We start from the raw sequence: 17,796 nt of genomic DNA on the forward strand, positions 1-17,796 counted from the left end.
TTTTTTATAAGGATAGATTTAAACCAGCCAGAAAAGATTTTCCTCTTGGATAGGCACTAAAATCGACTCCAGGGGTTAACGGATTATTAATTACACTTACTTCAGGATCATATCCGGAGTATTTGGTAAATACATGTAAATTGTAGGCGGTAAAATAAATACGGGCATTGCTTATTTTTACTGCACTTAACCATTTCTTAGGCAGGGTATAACCAATACTGATGTTGTTTAACCTTAAGAAAGAACCATCTTCTATTGCAAAGCGGGTTAACCTTCCGGCAGTGGTACCACCAATAGATGAAACTGTATTTTTACCCTGATTTATTGCAGCAAGCTCTACCGGACTGGTTGTTAACTGGCCGGCAGCATTTACATTTGTCCATCTGTTTGCCTGAAAGGCCAGATTGCTGTTAAAATCACCTGATAAGCCCAGGTTATTCTGCACATTGGCATTGTAAATATCGTTACCATAGGTAAAATCTAAAAACACACTTAAATCGATTCCTTTATAACTGAAGGTATTGTTTATACCACCTGTAAATTTTGGATTGGCATTACCTATAGCCGTACGGTCGAAATCATTGATTAAGCCATCTGGCGTACCATTTGGCCCACTGATATCTTTATATTTGGCATAACCCGGTTGGGCTACATTACCATTGTTAACTACACCGGTTTTTAAAGTATAAACGTTTGAGGTTGGGTTATAGTTAAAATCATTAACCTGGTATAAACCATCGCTGATATAACCATACATGATGCCTACTGGCTGACCTACCTGCAATATATAATCGTTAAATGCCGTATTATAACTACTGGCCAGCAAAGAATTTTCGCCACTGCTTAATTTAAGTACTTTTGTTCTGTTAAACGCAATATTGAAATTTGTGTTCCACAGGAAATTACTGTTTTTAATGTTAACGGTACTCAGTGTAAGCTCGATTCCTTTGCTTGATGTTTCGCCAACATTCTGTAGCTGGGTACTAAAGCCCGAGCTTGCCGGAATCCTGGTGTTGTACAGCAAATCTTTTGAACGGTTATCATACAGCTCGGCGGTTAGCATAATCCTTTGTTTAAAAAGGCCGATGTCTATACCAACATTACTCTGCACTACAGTTTCCCATTTTAAAAACGGATTTTCAAGGTTATTGCGGTAAGCAGAAGAATTAACCTGATTGATCAGCGGATAATTACCGGTTACAAATGTGGCCAGGGCGGCATAATTTGCAATCCTGTTGTTGCCCGAGCTACCATAACTTAAACGCAGTTTTAAATCAGAAATCGCTTTAATGTTTTTGATAAAAGGTTCTTCCGAAATTTTCCACGAAAGTGCTCCCGAAGGGAAATAGCCAAAAACGTTTTCCTGCCCAAATTTAGAAGAGCCATCTCTTCTGATGGATGCACTTGCAAAATATTTACCTCTGTAAGAATAATTTGCCTTGGCAAAAAGAGAAAATAGTTTATCATCCTCGGTGTATGATGACGGGAAAGTAGCAATGGTACCAGCCCCTAAATTATCAAAACCATTGTTAAAAACCGGAACACCGTTTGTTGTAGCGGCAAAGTTTTCACCGTAATTATAAATATATTCCTGTCCTACAGACACATCCATTTTATGATCCTTAGCAAAAATGTTGGCATAAGTAATGATGTTGTTGTATGATAAACGCTTGGTTAAAGCATCACTTATTCCCCAAATGCCCCTCCGGTACGGATTGCCTGAATATTATTGGCATCAATAAAAGTTTTGATCTTATTGGTTTGGTTGGTAAAACTAACCAAGCCATTATAGGTTAAGTTTTTAAGAAAATTATATTTAACCGTTACACTTGAATTTAAGCTTTTTATTGATTGCTCCACTTTACGGGTGCTTAACGCCAACAAAGGACTTTGAAAGGCAGGGTTACTTTGGTTATCGAGGGCATCTACAGCATCATCCAGCAAATCAAGGTCATTTCCATTTTTACTGTTTATCGGCCTGTATTGCAAAAGCGTCTGTAAGTAGCTCAAACGGGAATTTCCACCGGTTTGTGTACCACCTGTACCATAAATAAACTGATTAGAATAGTTAACTATGCCGGTAACCACTGCTTTTTTGCCAATGTTGTTCGTTACGGTTAACTTGGCAATATCCTTATTGGCACCACTGTTCAATAAAATTCCTTCATTATTGTTTTTAGAATAAAACACGTTATACCTGATTTCGTTGGTGCCACCATTAATACTGATTTTGTGGTACTGCGTCATCGCGGTTTCTCCCATCACCTGTTCCTGCCAGTCGATACCTGGCCTGTTGCCATATTTAACCTGTAAAGAATCAAATGGTCCGTAAGTGTTTAAAAAAGTTGCCAGCCTGCCTGCATTGGGCAAAGCGTTTTCATAAACATATTTTACATAATCATAAGTATTTAAAACAGGTAAAAAACGGGTAATAGACTTGGCCCCTAAATATCCATCGTAATTGATGGTGGTTTTACCAGCTTTTATTTTTTTTGTGGTAACCAAAACTACTCCATTTGCTCCACGGGCACCATAAATTGCCGTTGCCGAAGCATCTTTCAATACATCAATAGATTCCACATCCGTAGGATCCAAAAATGCCAGTCCTTCGGTTTGTGGTACCCCATCAACTACATATAACGGCTCATTGCTCTGCGTAATGGAGGTTCCTCCCCTGATTTTAATAGAAGGTACTTCGCCAGGATCGCCACTGCCCATAGATACCTGCATACCCGCAATACGCCCTTGTAAAGCCTGAGCAACGTTCTGTACGGGTACTTTTGCAAGTTCGGTTCCACTAATTGATGATATTGAACCCGTTAAATCGCCCCGTTTTACTTCCTGGCCATAACCAATAACCACCACCTCATTCAGGTTGTTGGCATCGTCCTGTAATTTTGCATCAATATTTGTTCTATTATTCACTCTTTGTTCTACCGCTTTGGTACCCAAAAAAGTAAATACCAAAGTTGCGTCCGCTTTTACTTTAATCTGATAACTTCCATCAGAACCGGTTACCACACTATTTTTGGTTCCTTTCTCGTAAACAGTTGCCCCAGGCATGGGTTGGTTAGTCTGATCTTTTACATTACCTTTCACCGTAATCACTTCTTGTGCAAAAAGAACTTTACAGGTGCCAAGTAATAAAAATAAGATTATAATTTTTTTCATATCATCTCTCCCTTATCGGTAATTATTTTTTTTATTAGGTTAGTTGAAATCCGGTTTTTATAAACAGGTTGGCTGCTGTTTTAACAGCAACAGTTGAAAGATATTCATCAAAAGATTCTGCAGCAGGTCCAGCGGTTATATTGATATTGCCTCCGATACCAATCAACTCAATCCCGGCCTGGGCTGTTTTGGTTTCTCTGTTCAGCAATCCAGTATCAATATCATATACAGGATTTAAGGCCCCGATCATTGAATCATTCCCGGTAATGGGTTGTAAATCTGATCCATCTGCATCATTTCTTCTGATACTCACCCAGGGGCGCAGGTACTTAAGTGTAGCAATCTGCTGCTTGTTCACCATCAAACGTAACTGAGCAGAATGACGGGCCTCTATGGTTTGTATGCGTACAGCTGTAGCCAATACCGACGTGCCCATTAAAGAAACCAGCTGGCCTTTGTAAGCCCTTTCGCTTAAATCTTCAAGCACTACAGCGGTACGCAGAAATGTAGCATAATTAGTGGTTACATTGGCATTTACCCTGGTATAATCAAAATTAGTATAAACCATTGCTGTTCTTGGCGTTCCTCCCAGATCGGTAATGGTTTTGATCAGAACATTGATATGTGCCTGTTCCTGATCGCGTAATGTGGTAATAATTGGTTTATCGGCCGCCAGAATTAAATTGGGTGTTACGGTAAGTGCATTGTTATAAAACTGGAACTGCATATAACCCAGGGCCAAAACTAAATTAAGCGAATCTATCGTAGCTGCATTTGAGTTAGTTTGTGCGTAAGTTTTTTGGAAAATACTGCCTAAGCTTAACGGTAATGCAGCCAGAGATACTTTTTTGCCAAAACTAAAAAAACTGTGCAATGCATTTCGTCTTGGGCTCAATCTTTCATAAACCTCAGCATCTACCTTTTCTAATTCTTTAATGATTGTTGAAACATTCATACTAATCTGGTTTATAGGTTAATGATATTGAGTTTTGTTTTAATGTATTTTGATGCTGCATCCAAAACTTTGCCCGGCGACAAAGTTACATCGAGGGCATTGGTAGCATCGGCACCTAATACGGCCAGATCAGTCAGATCTGCAAAACTCAATGCATTTATCTGGCCGCGTACATAAGCTGCGTGGCGTGCTTCTACAGTTGCAACCTGACTTAGAATAATGAGATTATAATCATTTCTACTTCTAACAATGGCATCGTTATAAGCTGCCGTACCCAAATCTTCAAATGTTTTGGCAGCCGTTAATACCGAATTGGCGTCGGTAAAATCAATGCCAGAAAAATCTATCTCAAGCATACCAATTCCGGAGGAACCTAAAAATTTTTTAAAGAATTCGCGGTGGGCAATTTCATGAAGACTGATATCATTGAAGAATAACTTTTGCTGAGCGGTAAATGCGGCGGGGAAACTGGTAATCATTTTGGCATAAAAAGCTGCCTCCAATTGCTCAAGTGCATAAATATAGTTTAACAGACCAGTATCGTCTTTAAAATCAACTGTATTATCTGTATTCACATAAGGTGTGGATGTTGGAATTTCTTCCTTTTTACAGCCGATGATGCCCATAGCCAATGCAGATGCCCCCGTAAGTTGCAAAAACTGCCTTCGCTGTATAGTGCCAACTGAAAAAAGCTTTTTTTCAGCGGTTGCGTCAGAATTATTTTTAATCATTGTGTTAGTTGATTTATCAGGTTTGGTTAGTTGCAATCCATACCGATAACTGGTTTAGTTTAGGTACCAGCCATTGGTTAATATTAATTGGTTAAATATTTTAAACCTTTTCAGGTTTGTTTAGTCTGTAAGTTGTTATGGAATATAAGGCGTTGATTTTTTTCCTGCCGATCCATTCATCTACTGGTAACGAATTTAGCATTAGGCAAAGAAAAAGAGTTTCAAATTTGTTTAAAATACTATCAAATTTGAACAAAAGTGCTTTAATCAGTCTTTCTTGACCGTTTTTACGCTCTTTTTGAGCCAAAGTAAAGTTAAAAAACAGATTATTCTGCGTTTCCCTGTAAGCAATATCCTACATTATCTGACACAAAAAAGGATATTCCAACTTTTAGAATATCCTTTTTGCATTATACCTATTGCATTAATATTTTAAATATTATTTTAAATCAATTACAAAATCATCAAAAGTAATATTGTAGGTTCGGATTAGTATATATACCTGTAGAAAACTAGGGGAGCCAAAGTCGTTTTCCCATTTAATGTAAGTAGGCCTGCTTACTGATAATAATTCTGCCACCTCTTGCTGTGTAAGACCTGATTTTAGCCTAAATCGCTTTAAAGTTTTCCCTAATCTTTTATTCATAGTAATTGATAAAATATTTTCAGGGATGTTGCCAAATATAAAACAATACTATCTGATGTAAAAAATAATATCAGTGATGTAAAGAAAAGTATCACTTTTGAATGAATTATAGTTTTAATCCGTTAATAATTGGCAGATTCAAACAAATAAGTCTTCATCTCGCAGGATAGCGTAACGAGGGAATTAACAGATCATTAAAAATATTTTCGGTCGGTGAGCCACCTACCGATAGATAAAACTAAGGTGTGATCAGACTATTTCACTACGTAATCAAATGCTTTAAATTTCTGAAAAACGTTGGCTGCACAGCCTAGTAAACCTGCCTTATTGCCAAGTTTGGCTGCAGCTACCAAAGCGTGAGTTGACGAAATAGGAACGGCCAGGGTTTTGATGCGACGTTCTATTTCCCTTACATAAAAAGCTCCTGATTCGCTTATACCGCCACCAATTACAATTTTTTGCGGACTAAAAATATTGATGAAGCTAATAATGCCTGCAGCCAGGTAATCGAAATGTTGTTCCATTGCCATTACCGCATAATCCTCACGGGCCAGGTATCTCTCTACCATATATTTTCCATCAATTTCTTCAGGTGGATTTGGATGGATCGATTTATAATGATTGATCAGGGCGGTTACCGAAGCATAAGTTTCTAAACATCCTTTTCCGCCACAGGCACAGGGCGCTCCGTTGTGCTGCACAATAATATGTCCAAGCTCGGTTCCCCGGTTTCTGAAACCGCCATAAAGTTTATTATCAATCATTACCGCGCCACCAATTCCGGTACCAACAGTAAGAAACACTACATCGCTGCACTCTTTAGCTGCTCCATAAGTCATTTCGCCAAGTCCCATCAAATTCGCATCGTTATCCATCACAATATTATGACGGGTTACTTCCTGCAGAATTTCACCCAGGGCCAGTTGTTTAAAACCAGGCAGGTTATCGGCACCGGCAATAATCTTATTGTTGTAAATAATGCCCGGAAAACCAATACCCACCCCCAGAATCGGGTTTTTAAACTTTTTAGCACAGCTTTGAATGGCTTCCACAATAAGCGCAATAATGGCGCCCTGGGTTTTTGCATTTTTGAGCGATATGATGGTCGAATATAAAATTTCGCCTTCATGGTTTACTACTCCACACTTTAACGATGAGCCCCCAACGTCGATGCCTATGGCGTATGATTCTTCTATGTTCATATTATTTAAGGTAGCCATATATAAGGCTTAGTCGTAAATTTTATAGCTGTTTGATTTAATACCACTAAAATAGGTTGTATCTCCTTCTGCCGGATTAGGTTTCAACCTAAAACCTTTAAAAATTGATTAAAAATGGAATAAAAAAGTCATAACACGCATAAACATAAGAAAATACCTGCTTAAATAAAACGCAGATTAACCAAATTCAAAATATTTCTGATAATAATCAAAAGTGTTTCTGTTGCTACTCTCTTAATTTCACATTCACAAAACAATTATAAACAACTATCAAAGATTCAAACCTAAACAAATGAAAAAAGCTTTTTGCTTAGTAGTGGTAGCCTCCACACTTATATTAAACTGTTATGCTTCACCTTTACAGGATACGCCATCACTAAATTGGTTAAAGAAAACCACCGGTGTAATTGCATTTCAGCTAAATAAGGCTGCACAAACCTATAAACCAGGAAAAAACCCACGTTCCATTAATCCTAACGGAACAGTAAGGTTTGCCGGCGTAACCGATTGGACAACCGGATTTTTTCCTGGCAGTTTATGGTATGGATATGAACTTACAGGAGATAAAAACCTGGCCGCAGAAGCAAAAAAATTCACGCTTGCCTTAGATTCAGCACGCAACATCACCAATTCGCACGATTTGGGGTTTATGCTTTACTGTTCATACGGCAATGCCTTCCGGATTACCGGAGATCAGACCTATTTACCTGCTCTAGCCGATGGTGCACAACACTTATACAACCGTTTTAACCCAAAGGTAGGCGCAATTAAATCGTGGGATTTTTCGTGGTGGCATTATCCGGTAATTATCGATAATATGATGAATCTCGAATATTTATATTGGGCCGGTAAAACATTTAAAAAACCTGAATATGTAAATGCGGCCAGTACACATGCCGCTACCACCATGAAAAATCATTTCAGAAAGGACTTTAGTTCGTACCATGTGGTTGATTATGACGCGGCAACAGGCAAAGTATTGGCCAAAAGAACCCATCAGGGCGTTACCGATGAATCGGCGTGGGCACGTGGACAGGGATGGGGACTTTATGGTTATACCATGTGTTATAAAAACACCAAAAACCCCGCTTTTTTAACACAGGCAGAAAATATAGCCAAATTTATCATGAACCATCCACGTATGCCTAAAGACAAGGTTCCGGTTTGGGATTTTGACGTGCATAATGCTATGGATACCGAAGAAAAGGCGCCCAGAGATGCTTCTGCGGCTGCAGTTATTGCATCAGCCTTATTGGATTTGAGTACTCAGGTTAAGGATGGCAAAAAATATGTTGATTATGCCGAAGAAATTTTAAAGTCTCTCTCTTCTGATGCTTACCTGGTTAATCCTGGCGAAAACCAATACTTTTTATTAAAACATAGTGTAGGTGCTTTTTTATACAATTCGGAAATTGATACGCCATTGGATTATGCCGATTACTATTACCTGGAAGCACTAAAAAGATATATTGAGGTAAAAAAAATAGACTTAAAACAATTGTCGAAATAAAACCTCGCCAATAATAAAAGTAAAACTACATTGTTTAAATAAACAAATATGAAACCGAGATTAATATACAGTGTTCTAATCACATTCTCATCCCTTTCTGGTGTAATGGCACAGGAGCAACCTGTCACTAAAGATAGTTTTGCTCCGGTCAACCTAAACTATTCGGGTTTGGAGAAGGTGAAAAATGCCTATACCGCATCGAAATATGACGAAGCTGCAAAAGAACTGCTTAAATACTACCGCGAAAAATCGGGCAGGAAAGGACCTGATTTCAGTAATGCAGAAAAAATAGTGGATAACAAGAGTCCGCTCGATAAGGCTACCAAAATGGCAGCCGACAGTGCCTTAATACACCATTTCCAGCCACAAAAAGGTTATGGTTTTTTCGATTACGGCAAAGATATCAACTGGCAGTTTTGGCCCGTAAAAGACAACGAAGTGCGCTGGCAGCTACACCGTGTAAAATGGTGGCAATCAATGGCACTAGCATATAACAATTCCAAAAATGAAAAGTATGCAAAAGAATGGATGTTGCAGTTTGCAGATTGGGCAAAGAAAAACCCATTAGGACTGTCGGAAGATAATGATCGTTACGCCTGGAGGCCTTTAGAGGTTTCAGACAGGTTACAAAGTTTGGTACCAACTTTTGCCATCTTTATCAACTCGCCTCAGTTTAGTCCGCAGTTCCTGATGTATTTCCTTAATAATTACCACGAACAGGCCAAGTACTTACCCACACATTATGCTGCCGAAGGCAACCACCGTCTTTTCGAAGCACAAAGAGAACTTTTTGCAGGCACATCCTTTCCCGAATTTACAGAGGCTGCTGCATGGCGAAAAAGTGGCATCGAAGTACTCAATGCTGAAATCCAGAAACAGGTATATCCTGATGGTGTGCAATACGAGTTATCACCTGTATATCACGCAGGTGCCATTGATATCTTTTTAAATGCTTACCGTACCGCGCAAAAAGCAGCTGTGGCAAACGAATTTCCGGAAACTTACAAACAAACCGTGGAGAAAATGATCATGGCTTTTATCAGCATTACCTTCCCTAACTACAATCAGCCAATGTTTGGCGATTCGTGGCTGGCCGATAAAAAATTCAGGATACAGCAGTTCCAATCCTGGTTAGATGTATTCCCTAAAAATGATGCCATCCGGTATTTTGCTACCGATGGTAAGGAAGGAAAACGACCAGATTTCCTATCGAAAGGACTAAGCACAGCAGGTTTTTATACTTTCAGAAACGGATGGAGCAATGCCTCCACCATCATGATCTTAAAAGCAAGTCCTCCGGGAGAATTTCATGCGCAGCCCGATAATGGCACTTTCGAATTATGGGTAAATGGCAGAAACTTTACACCAGATGCAGGATGTTATGTGTATAGCGGTGATGAAGAGATAACCAAAAAGAGAAACTGGTATCGCCAAACCAGGGTACATAGCACCCTTACGTTAAATAACCAGAACATGGTGATTACCAAAGCACAGCAAAACAAATGGGAAACGGGCAAGAATCTGGATGTATTAACCTACACCAATCCGAGTTATGCGGATTTAAGCCATCAGCGCAGCGTGTTGTTTATTGATCAGAAATACTTCCTTATCATCGATGAGGCCATTGGAAAAGCCACCGGAAACCTTGGCGTACACTTTCAATTGAAAGAAGATAGCAAACCGGTATTTGATAAAAGCAACAATAAGGTTTATACGACTTATAGTGATGGCAACAACTTATTAATCCAATCATTAAATGCTGAAAAGGTTAATCTTAATGAAGAAGAAGGCAAAGTTTCATATCTCTACAACCAGGAAATGCCCCGCCCGGCTTTTGTATTCGAAAAACCCAAAAGTGACATAAAAACGCAAAGTTTTGTATCGATAGTTTATCCATTTGATGGAGATAAAGCTCCAGAAATTACAGTTAAAGAAAATGCCGGTAATCAATACGAAAAGGGCATAATCGATTTAACCTTTACCATAAACGGTAAGAAAAGCATAGTTAAAACATCAATTAAATAATAAAAAGCGGTAATGAATAAAACATTACCGCTTTTTTGCTTAACCAAAAACAGTTTAACATGATACCATAAACAAAAACAACCATCAACTAACCAAAAAAAGAACCACATGAAAAAAAGATCACTTCACTTACAAAAATATTTGGCTATCGCCGTAATATTTTTGGCAGCCTCCTGCAGTAAAGTTCAAAATGGCCTGACCAGCCAAACGGAAAACCAAAATTTCACCATATCAAAAATGGGTACCGGACCACAATCCGGGCTTAACTATGGCGATACGATTTTAAATGTCACTTACGAAGATGGCACCACGAATTCTGGTATTACAGGCATAAATCCGAGCAATGCCACAGCAACAGATGCTGTTTATGTCGTATCGCCGGGGAATATCTCCCCAAATCATGCCATTGCACACAAAGTGGTTTATGGCGATTCGGGTTATAATTCTGATGGTAACTGGAGGAGTGAAAGCGATGCCCAACAGATTATCCCTGCACGTTATTTCCCGGGCGATGAACGCCGTTACGAGTTCAGTGTATTATTAAAAGACTGGCCGGTTTGGAATCAGGGCGATCCAACCAACGAAAGTAATCTTTTTCAGTTAAAGGTATCGGGTGGTGAGAATGTTCCATTGATGATACGCACGCAAAGAAACGCGGTTAGGATCAGGTATCAGGACGTATCTACAAAAGATATCATTAGCAACCTCCAGCCTTACGTAAACCAATGGATCCAGTTTAGAATAGATGTACTCTGGGCCACTACCAATACTGGTTATATGAGAACTTACATGAAGTTACCTGGGCAAAGCAATTATGTTCTGGTGGATGAAAAAACAAACTATTCTACCTTTACGGGTAATGTTAGCGACGGAAACCTCGGCTATATTAAATGGGGATTATATGTTGTGCCACCAAACAGCACCCGAATCGCATACCACGACGACATCAGGATCATTAATCTTAACCAGGCACCAACTACAACCGGCCTGATATGGGGAAATAGCGTGCCTGACGCTAATCCGGCTTACCTGGATGGTACTTATACCATTGCATCAAACTTAACCAATCCTGCAGCTTACAACAATAGCAGTAACATTTATATTCATCCTAACATCAAATACCAGGCGGCACAAAATATTGTATATGTTAACAGTGCAAGTCCGGCACCAAACCCTGGTGATAACGTAATAGGTACCCCAAGATCTGATTTTTCACGTTCAACATTAGCAGCAGCAGGTATATCAAACGGTGCACCTGGCCCAGGCGGGCGGTATCTGGTGGGCGGCTGGATAAATGCAACATCAGCAACAACACCTTCAGCACTCGATCCAACAGAGTACTACGAATTTTATATGGAGCCTAAAAGTGGTTATTATTTTAATTTCAGTGATGTAAAATTCACCGTATTAAGGGGAGGTGCCACACATCCCAACACCTTTGTACTGCGCTCCAGTATCGATAATTTTGCCACCAATATTGCTGCTCCTGTTACCATAAGCGGCACTACAGCGCCAACCCCAATATCATTCAATGCATCGGCGCTTAGCAATATCACTACCCCGGTTACCTTTAGATTATATGCTTATGGTGCAACTGCAACCAGCGGCAATACCACTGTCGGACTTAACGATTTCCAGGTGTATGGCCAGGTATTACCTAATCCTTAACTAAATAACAATTAACCCGCAGTGGCATAATATTGTGCTGCTGCTTGTTCCTAAACATCATGAACAAAAAAATAATCTTTTTCTTTTTTATTTTCTGTACCGTTTTCAATACTATAAAAACATATTCGCAAAGCAATAAAATGCAATGGTGGCAAGATGGCAAATTTGGTCTTTTTTTACATTGGGGTCTATATTCTGTTGGGGAATGGAATGGCAAACCCCAAAAAGGTAACGAGCACTTTATGTTTTACGAAAAAATACCTCTCGCAACTTATGCTAAAATTGGTGAAGAGCTTAGCTTTAAAGAGTATAATGCCGATTTTTGGGTAAAAAACGCAAAAGATGCGGGGATGAAATATGTGGTGATCACGGCTAAGCATCACGATGGGTTTGCCATGTACAATTCGCCCAGCAATGATTTCAACATCGTTAAAAAAACGGCCTTTGCCAGAGATCCAATGCCTGATTTGGCAAAAGCCTGTAAAAAATATGGTCTGAAACTTTGCTTTTACTATTCGCTGGGAAGAGATTGGGAAAGCAAAGATGCCAATTGGGCACGTGCAGGCTCAAAAGCCGGCAACGATTGGGACTTTCCTGATACCTCAAAAAAAGATAACAACAGCTACATAGAAAAAAAAGTAAAACCACAGCTTAAAGAACTGTTAACACAATACGGCCCAATAGGCATTATCTGGTTTGATACACCCGAGGGAACCACACGAGCGCAAAGCGAAGGCTTGCGAAAATTCATCTTAGCCATACAACCAAATTGCATTATTAATGCCCGAATTGGCAATGGAATGGGCGATTATTCGGTATCAGAACAAAAAATTGAGAGCAACGCCATATTAAAGCCCTGGGAATCGTGTATTACCATGAGTGGTAAATGGGGTTTTAGTAAGTTTGATAAAAACTGGAAAAGCCCCGAGCTATTGGTAAGGCATTTGGTAGAAATAGTTTGTAAAGGTGGCAACCTGCTTTTAAACGTTGGGCCTAACAATTTGGGGAACTTACCTGAGCTAGCTATAAGCAATTTACAGGAAATTGGTAACTGGATGAAGCTAAACGGAGAAGCCATTTATGGCACTACCCCTTTTACTACAACTAGTGAATATACCATTTCAGCGACAATGGCAAAGGAAACAATGGGACAGTCAAACAATGACAATACCTCAAAAAAAATAAATGCAGATTTATATTTTAACAAAAAGGGTAACAATATTTATGTATTTGCCCGAAGCTGGGATAAACCCGTAATAACTTCTGCGGTATTGGGCCAAATTAAAAACATTAAAAATATCACCTTATTAGAAAACAATAAAGCCGTTAAGTGGATAACTGAAAATGGCATATTAACAATTGAAATACCAAAACTGGCCAATAAAACCGTACCTATTCTTGTTTTTAAAATAACACGATAATAGTTGAGCCCAGATAATTTTTATTATCGATTGTTACTAAATCACTAGAAACAGCATCCTGAAACTGATAAGACTGAATCAAAAAAGTGATTCTCGACGAATTTAGTCCTGTTTTAAGATTAAACAATATGCGCTAAATAACAGATCGGATAGTGAATAGATATCATTATCCGATCTGTTTTATTTCTGTTTATTAAAACCTCTGATATAAATCGGTTCCTGTTAATTTAATCTGATAAGGCCATTTGCTTATTAAATCGAGCTTTTTAGCCAGTTTAACATGCACGGTTGGCGCACCACTTACCACAAGCCATAAATAAGCTGTTTGAGCAGGAACTTTAAAAGTATATGATCCTTGCTTTTCATGATAAACCTGACCATACACACGTTCACCGTTTTCTTTAACGGCTAAAAACCCATATCGCCAACCAGCATTTTCAGGATTGAGATACACATAACCTTCAGCATCTATTAAGCCTTTAAAATCAAGTTTAACAGATGCTTGCGTGGGCACTTTAAGCCTGATTCCATTGTAGCCATAATTTTGCGGGCAGTTCTTCGGGCTGATGGCATACCAGCCATTTTCTGCCGGCTTAAACATCGTTTGATGCTGATTTGCGTATTTACTGGCCACCTCGCGGACGCGGTCTAAATCCCAGGTAATAAACTTTCGTGAGGCATCAAAAACTTCATCATTAAACTCATCCTGATCAATATGCGTTATACGTTTGTAAGCCATAACAGGGTCTTCATCAGGATTAAGGTTATTGAGTAATTTCCCATAAAACTCCAATCCATGTTTTTGCGACCAGTATTCCAACAAGAATGGCGAGTGGTATTGGTTGTCGGGATGAAGAAAAGCCAGGTTGGTCTGTTTTAAAAATGCCGTTAAATGGAAGTTTTCAAAATCTAACCAGTTAGGGTAAACCTGCCATAATAAGTATTGACTTCCCATTTCATTTATCGGTCCGCTAAAAGAAGTACCCCTGTCGCAACCGGCCATAAACTGAAATGAATGCCCTAATTCGTGCGCCAAAACACCGTAAGGATACCGATGTACGCGAACTGCGGGCGTCCATAAAATGGCTACACTATCTTTTCCCCATCCATACGCAGTGCCTTCATTGCCACCATAAATAAAAACTAGTGCCTTATAGCGGTCGGAAACCGAATGGCCTTTTTTTAGCACCTTTAATTTATTGATATAATAATTGTAAAAACGTTCGGTTTCTGCAAGCGACCTTTTCACATCAAAACGTTTGGCTGTATCTGCATTTTGCATGGGATCATCTCCGAGTTCCTTTGACCAAAAGATCACCACATTAGCTGACTCTACCCTACGTTTGTTGCTAAAAACACTTTCATTATCTTCAAAGTTATTATTTTCAGGAACCTTGTCTACGTTTTTAGGAATGAATACTTTTTTAGTCGCTTCCTTTTGTTGTGCTGCTACAATAAATGGGAACGTCAGCAATACCAACACAATGATTATCTGTTTAAGTTTGCTTATCATTTGTGATAAATGATTACTTAAATACATTTTTCGGTACTGTTCCCGTCCATGCATCCGGCAATTTAGTTAAACCAAAAATTTTCGCTAATACAAAACTTGTATTTTTATTGCTGTTAAAAGAGGTAATTAAGCCCCCTTTCTTAATCTGTGGACCTGTAATGGCCCAGGGCACCTGCATTTCTGCCATCGATATGCCACCATGGCCTTTGTTTATCCCTCCGTGATCGGTAATCAACAGGATATGCATATCCTTATAAATTCCATCTGCTTTTAATTTTTCAATTAATGCGCCTATTGCAACATCTGCCTGCTCAATTGCTGTAATGTATTCGGGAGTCATCCATCCAAAACCATGGCCGGCATGATCGGTGTGCACACTGTATAAAAAGGTAAGTGTAGGGTTTTGCTTGTTTTTTACCATAAAATCGAAAGCTTTCTGGTAATTATCTTTGTATTCGTCTTTTTCTTCGAACGATACCTCATCAAGATACTTTTTATTGATGGGGTTGATCAGTTCTTTCCAGTTGTAATAATAAGCTGTTTTAGCGGAAGGTATGGTTTCTTTCAATACTTTAAATATTGAGGGATAATAACCATCCTGATCGGTTTCTAATGGCTGTAAAGTGTGTTTTTCAAGTGTCCAGTCATTAGCTGTGATACCATGTTCTTCAGGACCCGAACCTGTTAAGTGGCTGGTCCAGTTGGGTAAAGTAACCGATGGCATTACCGGCCTGGTAGTTAAAGAAAGTACACCATCGGCAAATAACTTATCCAGATTAGGATGTTTTGCCGTTTTATAACCTTCTGCACTAAATCCGTCAAGCCCTAGAATTAACACATGTGCTTTACGCTGAGCGGTGGCCGAAAATGACAGTAAGGATAACACCATCATTTTTAAAAAAAACTTTTTCATAAATAAATATATAATTAATTGGGTTGATTAAATTAAAATGGATTTTAGTAAACAAAGTTTAATATTTGTAAAATAAAGATAAGTTATTGTAAACTCAAAATATTGTTTCAGCATTGGGCATAAATTATAGGCAGAGTATAGAGCCGGATCGTCATTTCGACCGCAGTGGAGAAATCTTTTAACATAGTTTAAAAGATTTCTCACCTGACTCAACGTCGAGACTGCGCTTTATCCGAGAGCTATCGGATCGAAATGGCTACCGATTTTTAGCATCTGCCATTGATAAATGATTGGACCCCTCTAAATATTCACCGAAGATAATTTTAAAGCTTATTGCATTAAGATTCCCGCCTGCGCGGGAATGACGCCCAATTATTTAAATCTGTAATTGAGAACTAATAATTCGGATTTTGAACAAGCTTTACTTTATCCAGTTCGTATTTTGGAATTGGAAACAAATAGTGTTTAGTCGCATCAAATTTGCGTGTTTCAACCAGCAAGCTGTAGTCGTAGGTAAATGATCCGTTTGCATTTTTGATCACATTAACCCCCATGGCATTTTTGTTATCGGTGATTTCGGCAATTTTCCACCGGCGTACATCAAAGAAACGGTGCCCCTCTAAACAAAGTTCTACTTCTCTTTCATGGCGGATTTTATCGCGTAAATCAGTACCGGTGGCCACAACCGCAGGCATATTTACCCCTGTTCTCTGGCGTATTTTATTGAGCCAAATTACAGCCTCGCCATCATTACCAGCACCATTTAAAGCTTCAGCATAATTTAAATAAATCTCTGATAAACGAAAAATGATAAAAGGCGTTTTACTTTCTCCTTCAATGGCCTCGTTATGTGTTTCATCATTATATTTTCTCCAGTTATAACAGGTGTTGCTTGCGTTTCCGGCATTAACTGGCGCCGTTCTACTGTCGGCACCTTTATCATAATAAGCAAGAGTTCTGCCTTTAAATTGTGCGCCGTTATACAATATATTGGCATAAAACCTTGGATCGCGATCGATATACGGGTTTTGATCGTTATAACCCGAGCCTGTTTCTGTAATCATTTTTCCATTTTTCATTTCAAACTGATCTACAATATGTTGCGTAGGAATATAAGCCGAATAACCGTTTGAGCCACATGGACTAAAAAAGGTATCAGAATAAGCATTTGTTTTAATCGGATCAATATGGTAACCAATAATTACCTCAGGCAGATCGGGCTGAATAAAAAGGTTATGGTAATCGCCCTGATATAAAACATATTGATTCATATCAATTACTGCTTTTGCAGCATCTGCAGCAGCTTTCCATTTGGCCTGATCATTATTGGTATTCCAAAGCGGACTTGCCGCATATAACAACGTTCGCGATTTTAGTGCAAGGGCGGCTCCCTTTGTTGCACGGCCTAAATCAAGGTTGGCCGAATAACTTAAAGGCAACAAAGGTGCAGCTTTGTCCAGTTCGTCTACAACAAACCTGATCACCTCCTCGTAACTGGCCCTTTTTTCTACAAAGTTTTGATCGGTAGCATTATATACTTTGGTAATTAAAGGTACGCCCCCATACTTTGATGCCAGATCGAAATAGCAATAAGCCCTTAAAAAAGTAGCCTCGCCTTTTAACCTGTTTTTCTTTGCCTGATCGCCAGGTACTGATTCGATTTTACTGAAAAACACATTCAGTTCTCTAATGTAATTGTAATCAACCGTCCAGCTATCTAATGCCAAAACATCTGGCGAAAGTTGACCTGTGGTGATGCGGTTAACGTTTTCGTAAAGAAACTTGGCATAAGTTTCGTCTGATGCTGCTGCATAGCCTAAATGGCTTGGCACACCGCTATACATATAAAAGTGTGGTAATACCACATATTTTTCATTTACAAATTTTTCAACCAGACTCACATCATTCCATAAGGTTTCGTCACTGATTAAATTAAGCGGTTTAGAGTCTAGTAAATCTTTTTTACAGGAAACCAGTCCCATAAAAGATAAAGCAATAATTATATTTTTAAATTTCATAAAAT

General features: G+C 38.9%; 13 protein-coding genes. 4 read left to right on the forward strand and 9 right to left on the reverse strand.

Going from position 1 to position 17,796, the window contains the following annotated elements; translation table 11 throughout:
- Positions 1 to 4: 4 nt before the first annotated feature.
- The 6 genes from H9L23_RS26890 to H9L23_RS14655 all read right to left on the reverse strand — a co-directional run bounded on the left by H9L23_RS26890 (position 5) and on the right by H9L23_RS14655 (position 6,705).
- On the reverse strand, positions 5 to 1,699 hold the full coding sequence (locus H9L23_RS26890; RefSeq protein ID WP_317175300.1) for a SusC/RagA family TonB-linked outer membrane protein: 1,695 nt from the start codon (positions 1,697 to 1,699) through the stop codon (positions 5 to 7).
- Entirely contained in the window at positions 1,687 to 3,171 is a 1,485-nt protein-coding gene (locus tag H9L23_RS26895; protein ID WP_262892369.1) for a SusC/RagA family TonB-linked outer membrane protein, read from the reverse strand. The genes H9L23_RS26890 and H9L23_RS26895 overlap by 13 nt, the downstream gene beginning before the upstream one ends.
- A 34-nt stretch (positions 3,172 to 3,205) precedes the next feature.
- Positions 3,206 to 4,126, reverse strand: a complete 921-nt coding sequence (locus H9L23_RS14640; RefSeq protein ID WP_187591109.1) for a ferritin-like domain-containing protein — start codon at positions 4,124 to 4,126, stop codon at positions 3,206 to 3,208.
- 11 nt (positions 4,127 to 4,137) lie between these two features.
- Positions 4,138 to 4,857 carry a ferritin-like domain-containing protein gene (locus H9L23_RS14645; RefSeq protein WP_187591110.1) on the reverse strand — a complete coding sequence of 240 codons (720 nt, stop codon included), beginning with the start codon at positions 4,855 to 4,857 and terminating at the stop codon, positions 4,138 to 4,140.
- A gap of 439 nt (positions 4,858 to 5,296) precedes the next feature.
- Entirely contained in the window at positions 5,297 to 5,503 is a 207-nt protein-coding gene (locus H9L23_RS14650; RefSeq protein WP_187591111.1) for a helix-turn-helix transcriptional regulator, read from the reverse strand.
- A gap of 254 nt (positions 5,504 to 5,757) precedes the next feature.
- A complete protein-coding gene (locus H9L23_RS14655; RefSeq protein WP_223190984.1) occupies positions 5,758 to 6,705 on the reverse strand; it encodes an ROK family protein in 948 nt (315 codons plus the stop codon).
- A 310-nt stretch (positions 6,706 to 7,015) separates the two neighbouring features.
- Between H9L23_RS14655 and H9L23_RS14660 the strand changes: the two genes are divergently transcribed.
- From H9L23_RS14660 to H9L23_RS14675, 4 genes are all read left to right on the forward strand, one after another.
- Positions 7,016 to 8,233: a glycoside hydrolase family 88 protein gene (locus tag H9L23_RS14660; RefSeq protein WP_187591113.1), complete on the forward strand. Its 1,218-nt coding sequence runs from the start codon at positions 7,016 to 7,018 to the stop codon at positions 8,231 to 8,233.
- Positions 8,234 to 8,281: 48 nt separating this feature from the next.
- Entirely contained in the window at positions 8,282 to 10,258 is a 1,977-nt protein-coding gene (gene hepC / locus H9L23_RS14665) for a heparin-sulfate lyase HepC (protein WP_187591114.1), read from the forward strand.
- Between the two features lie 108 nt (positions 10,259 to 10,366).
- Positions 10,367 to 11,926, forward strand: coding sequence for a heparin lyase I family protein (locus tag H9L23_RS14670; RefSeq protein WP_187591115.1), 1,560 nt, complete (start codon positions 10,367 to 10,369; stop codon positions 11,924 to 11,926).
- A gap of 59 nt (positions 11,927 to 11,985) precedes the next feature.
- On the forward strand, positions 11,986 to 13,347 hold the full coding sequence (locus H9L23_RS14675; RefSeq protein WP_187591116.1) for an alpha-L-fucosidase: 1,362 nt from the start codon (positions 11,986 to 11,988) through the stop codon (positions 13,345 to 13,347).
- A 193-nt stretch (positions 13,348 to 13,540) separates the two neighbouring features.
- Here the strand turns inward: H9L23_RS14675 and H9L23_RS14680 are convergent, their stop codons facing one another.
- The 3 genes from H9L23_RS14680 to H9L23_RS14690 form a co-directional block, all read right to left on the reverse strand.
- Entirely contained in the window at positions 13,541 to 14,860 is a 1,320-nt protein-coding gene (locus H9L23_RS14680; RefSeq protein ID WP_187591117.1) for a DUF6055 domain-containing protein, read from the reverse strand.
- A 13-nt stretch (positions 14,861 to 14,873) separates the two neighbouring features.
- Complete coding sequence (locus H9L23_RS14685) at positions 14,874 to 15,773, reverse strand: alkaline phosphatase family protein (protein WP_187591118.1); 900 nt, start codon at positions 15,771 to 15,773, stop codon at positions 14,874 to 14,876.
- 395 nt (positions 15,774 to 16,168) lie between these two features.
- The gene (locus H9L23_RS14690) at positions 16,169 to 17,791 is read right to left on the reverse strand and encodes a RagB/SusD family nutrient uptake outer membrane protein (RefSeq protein WP_187591119.1); all 1,623 of its coding nucleotides are present in this window, start codon (positions 17,789 to 17,791) and stop codon (positions 16,169 to 16,171) included.
- Between the last annotated feature and the right edge of the window lie 5 nt (positions 17,792 to 17,796).

The sequence above is a fragment of the Pedobacter roseus genome, from assembly GCF_014395225.1.
GTDB classification, from domain to species: Bacteria; Bacteroidota; Bacteroidia; order Sphingobacteriales; family Sphingobacteriaceae; genus Pedobacter; species Pedobacter roseus.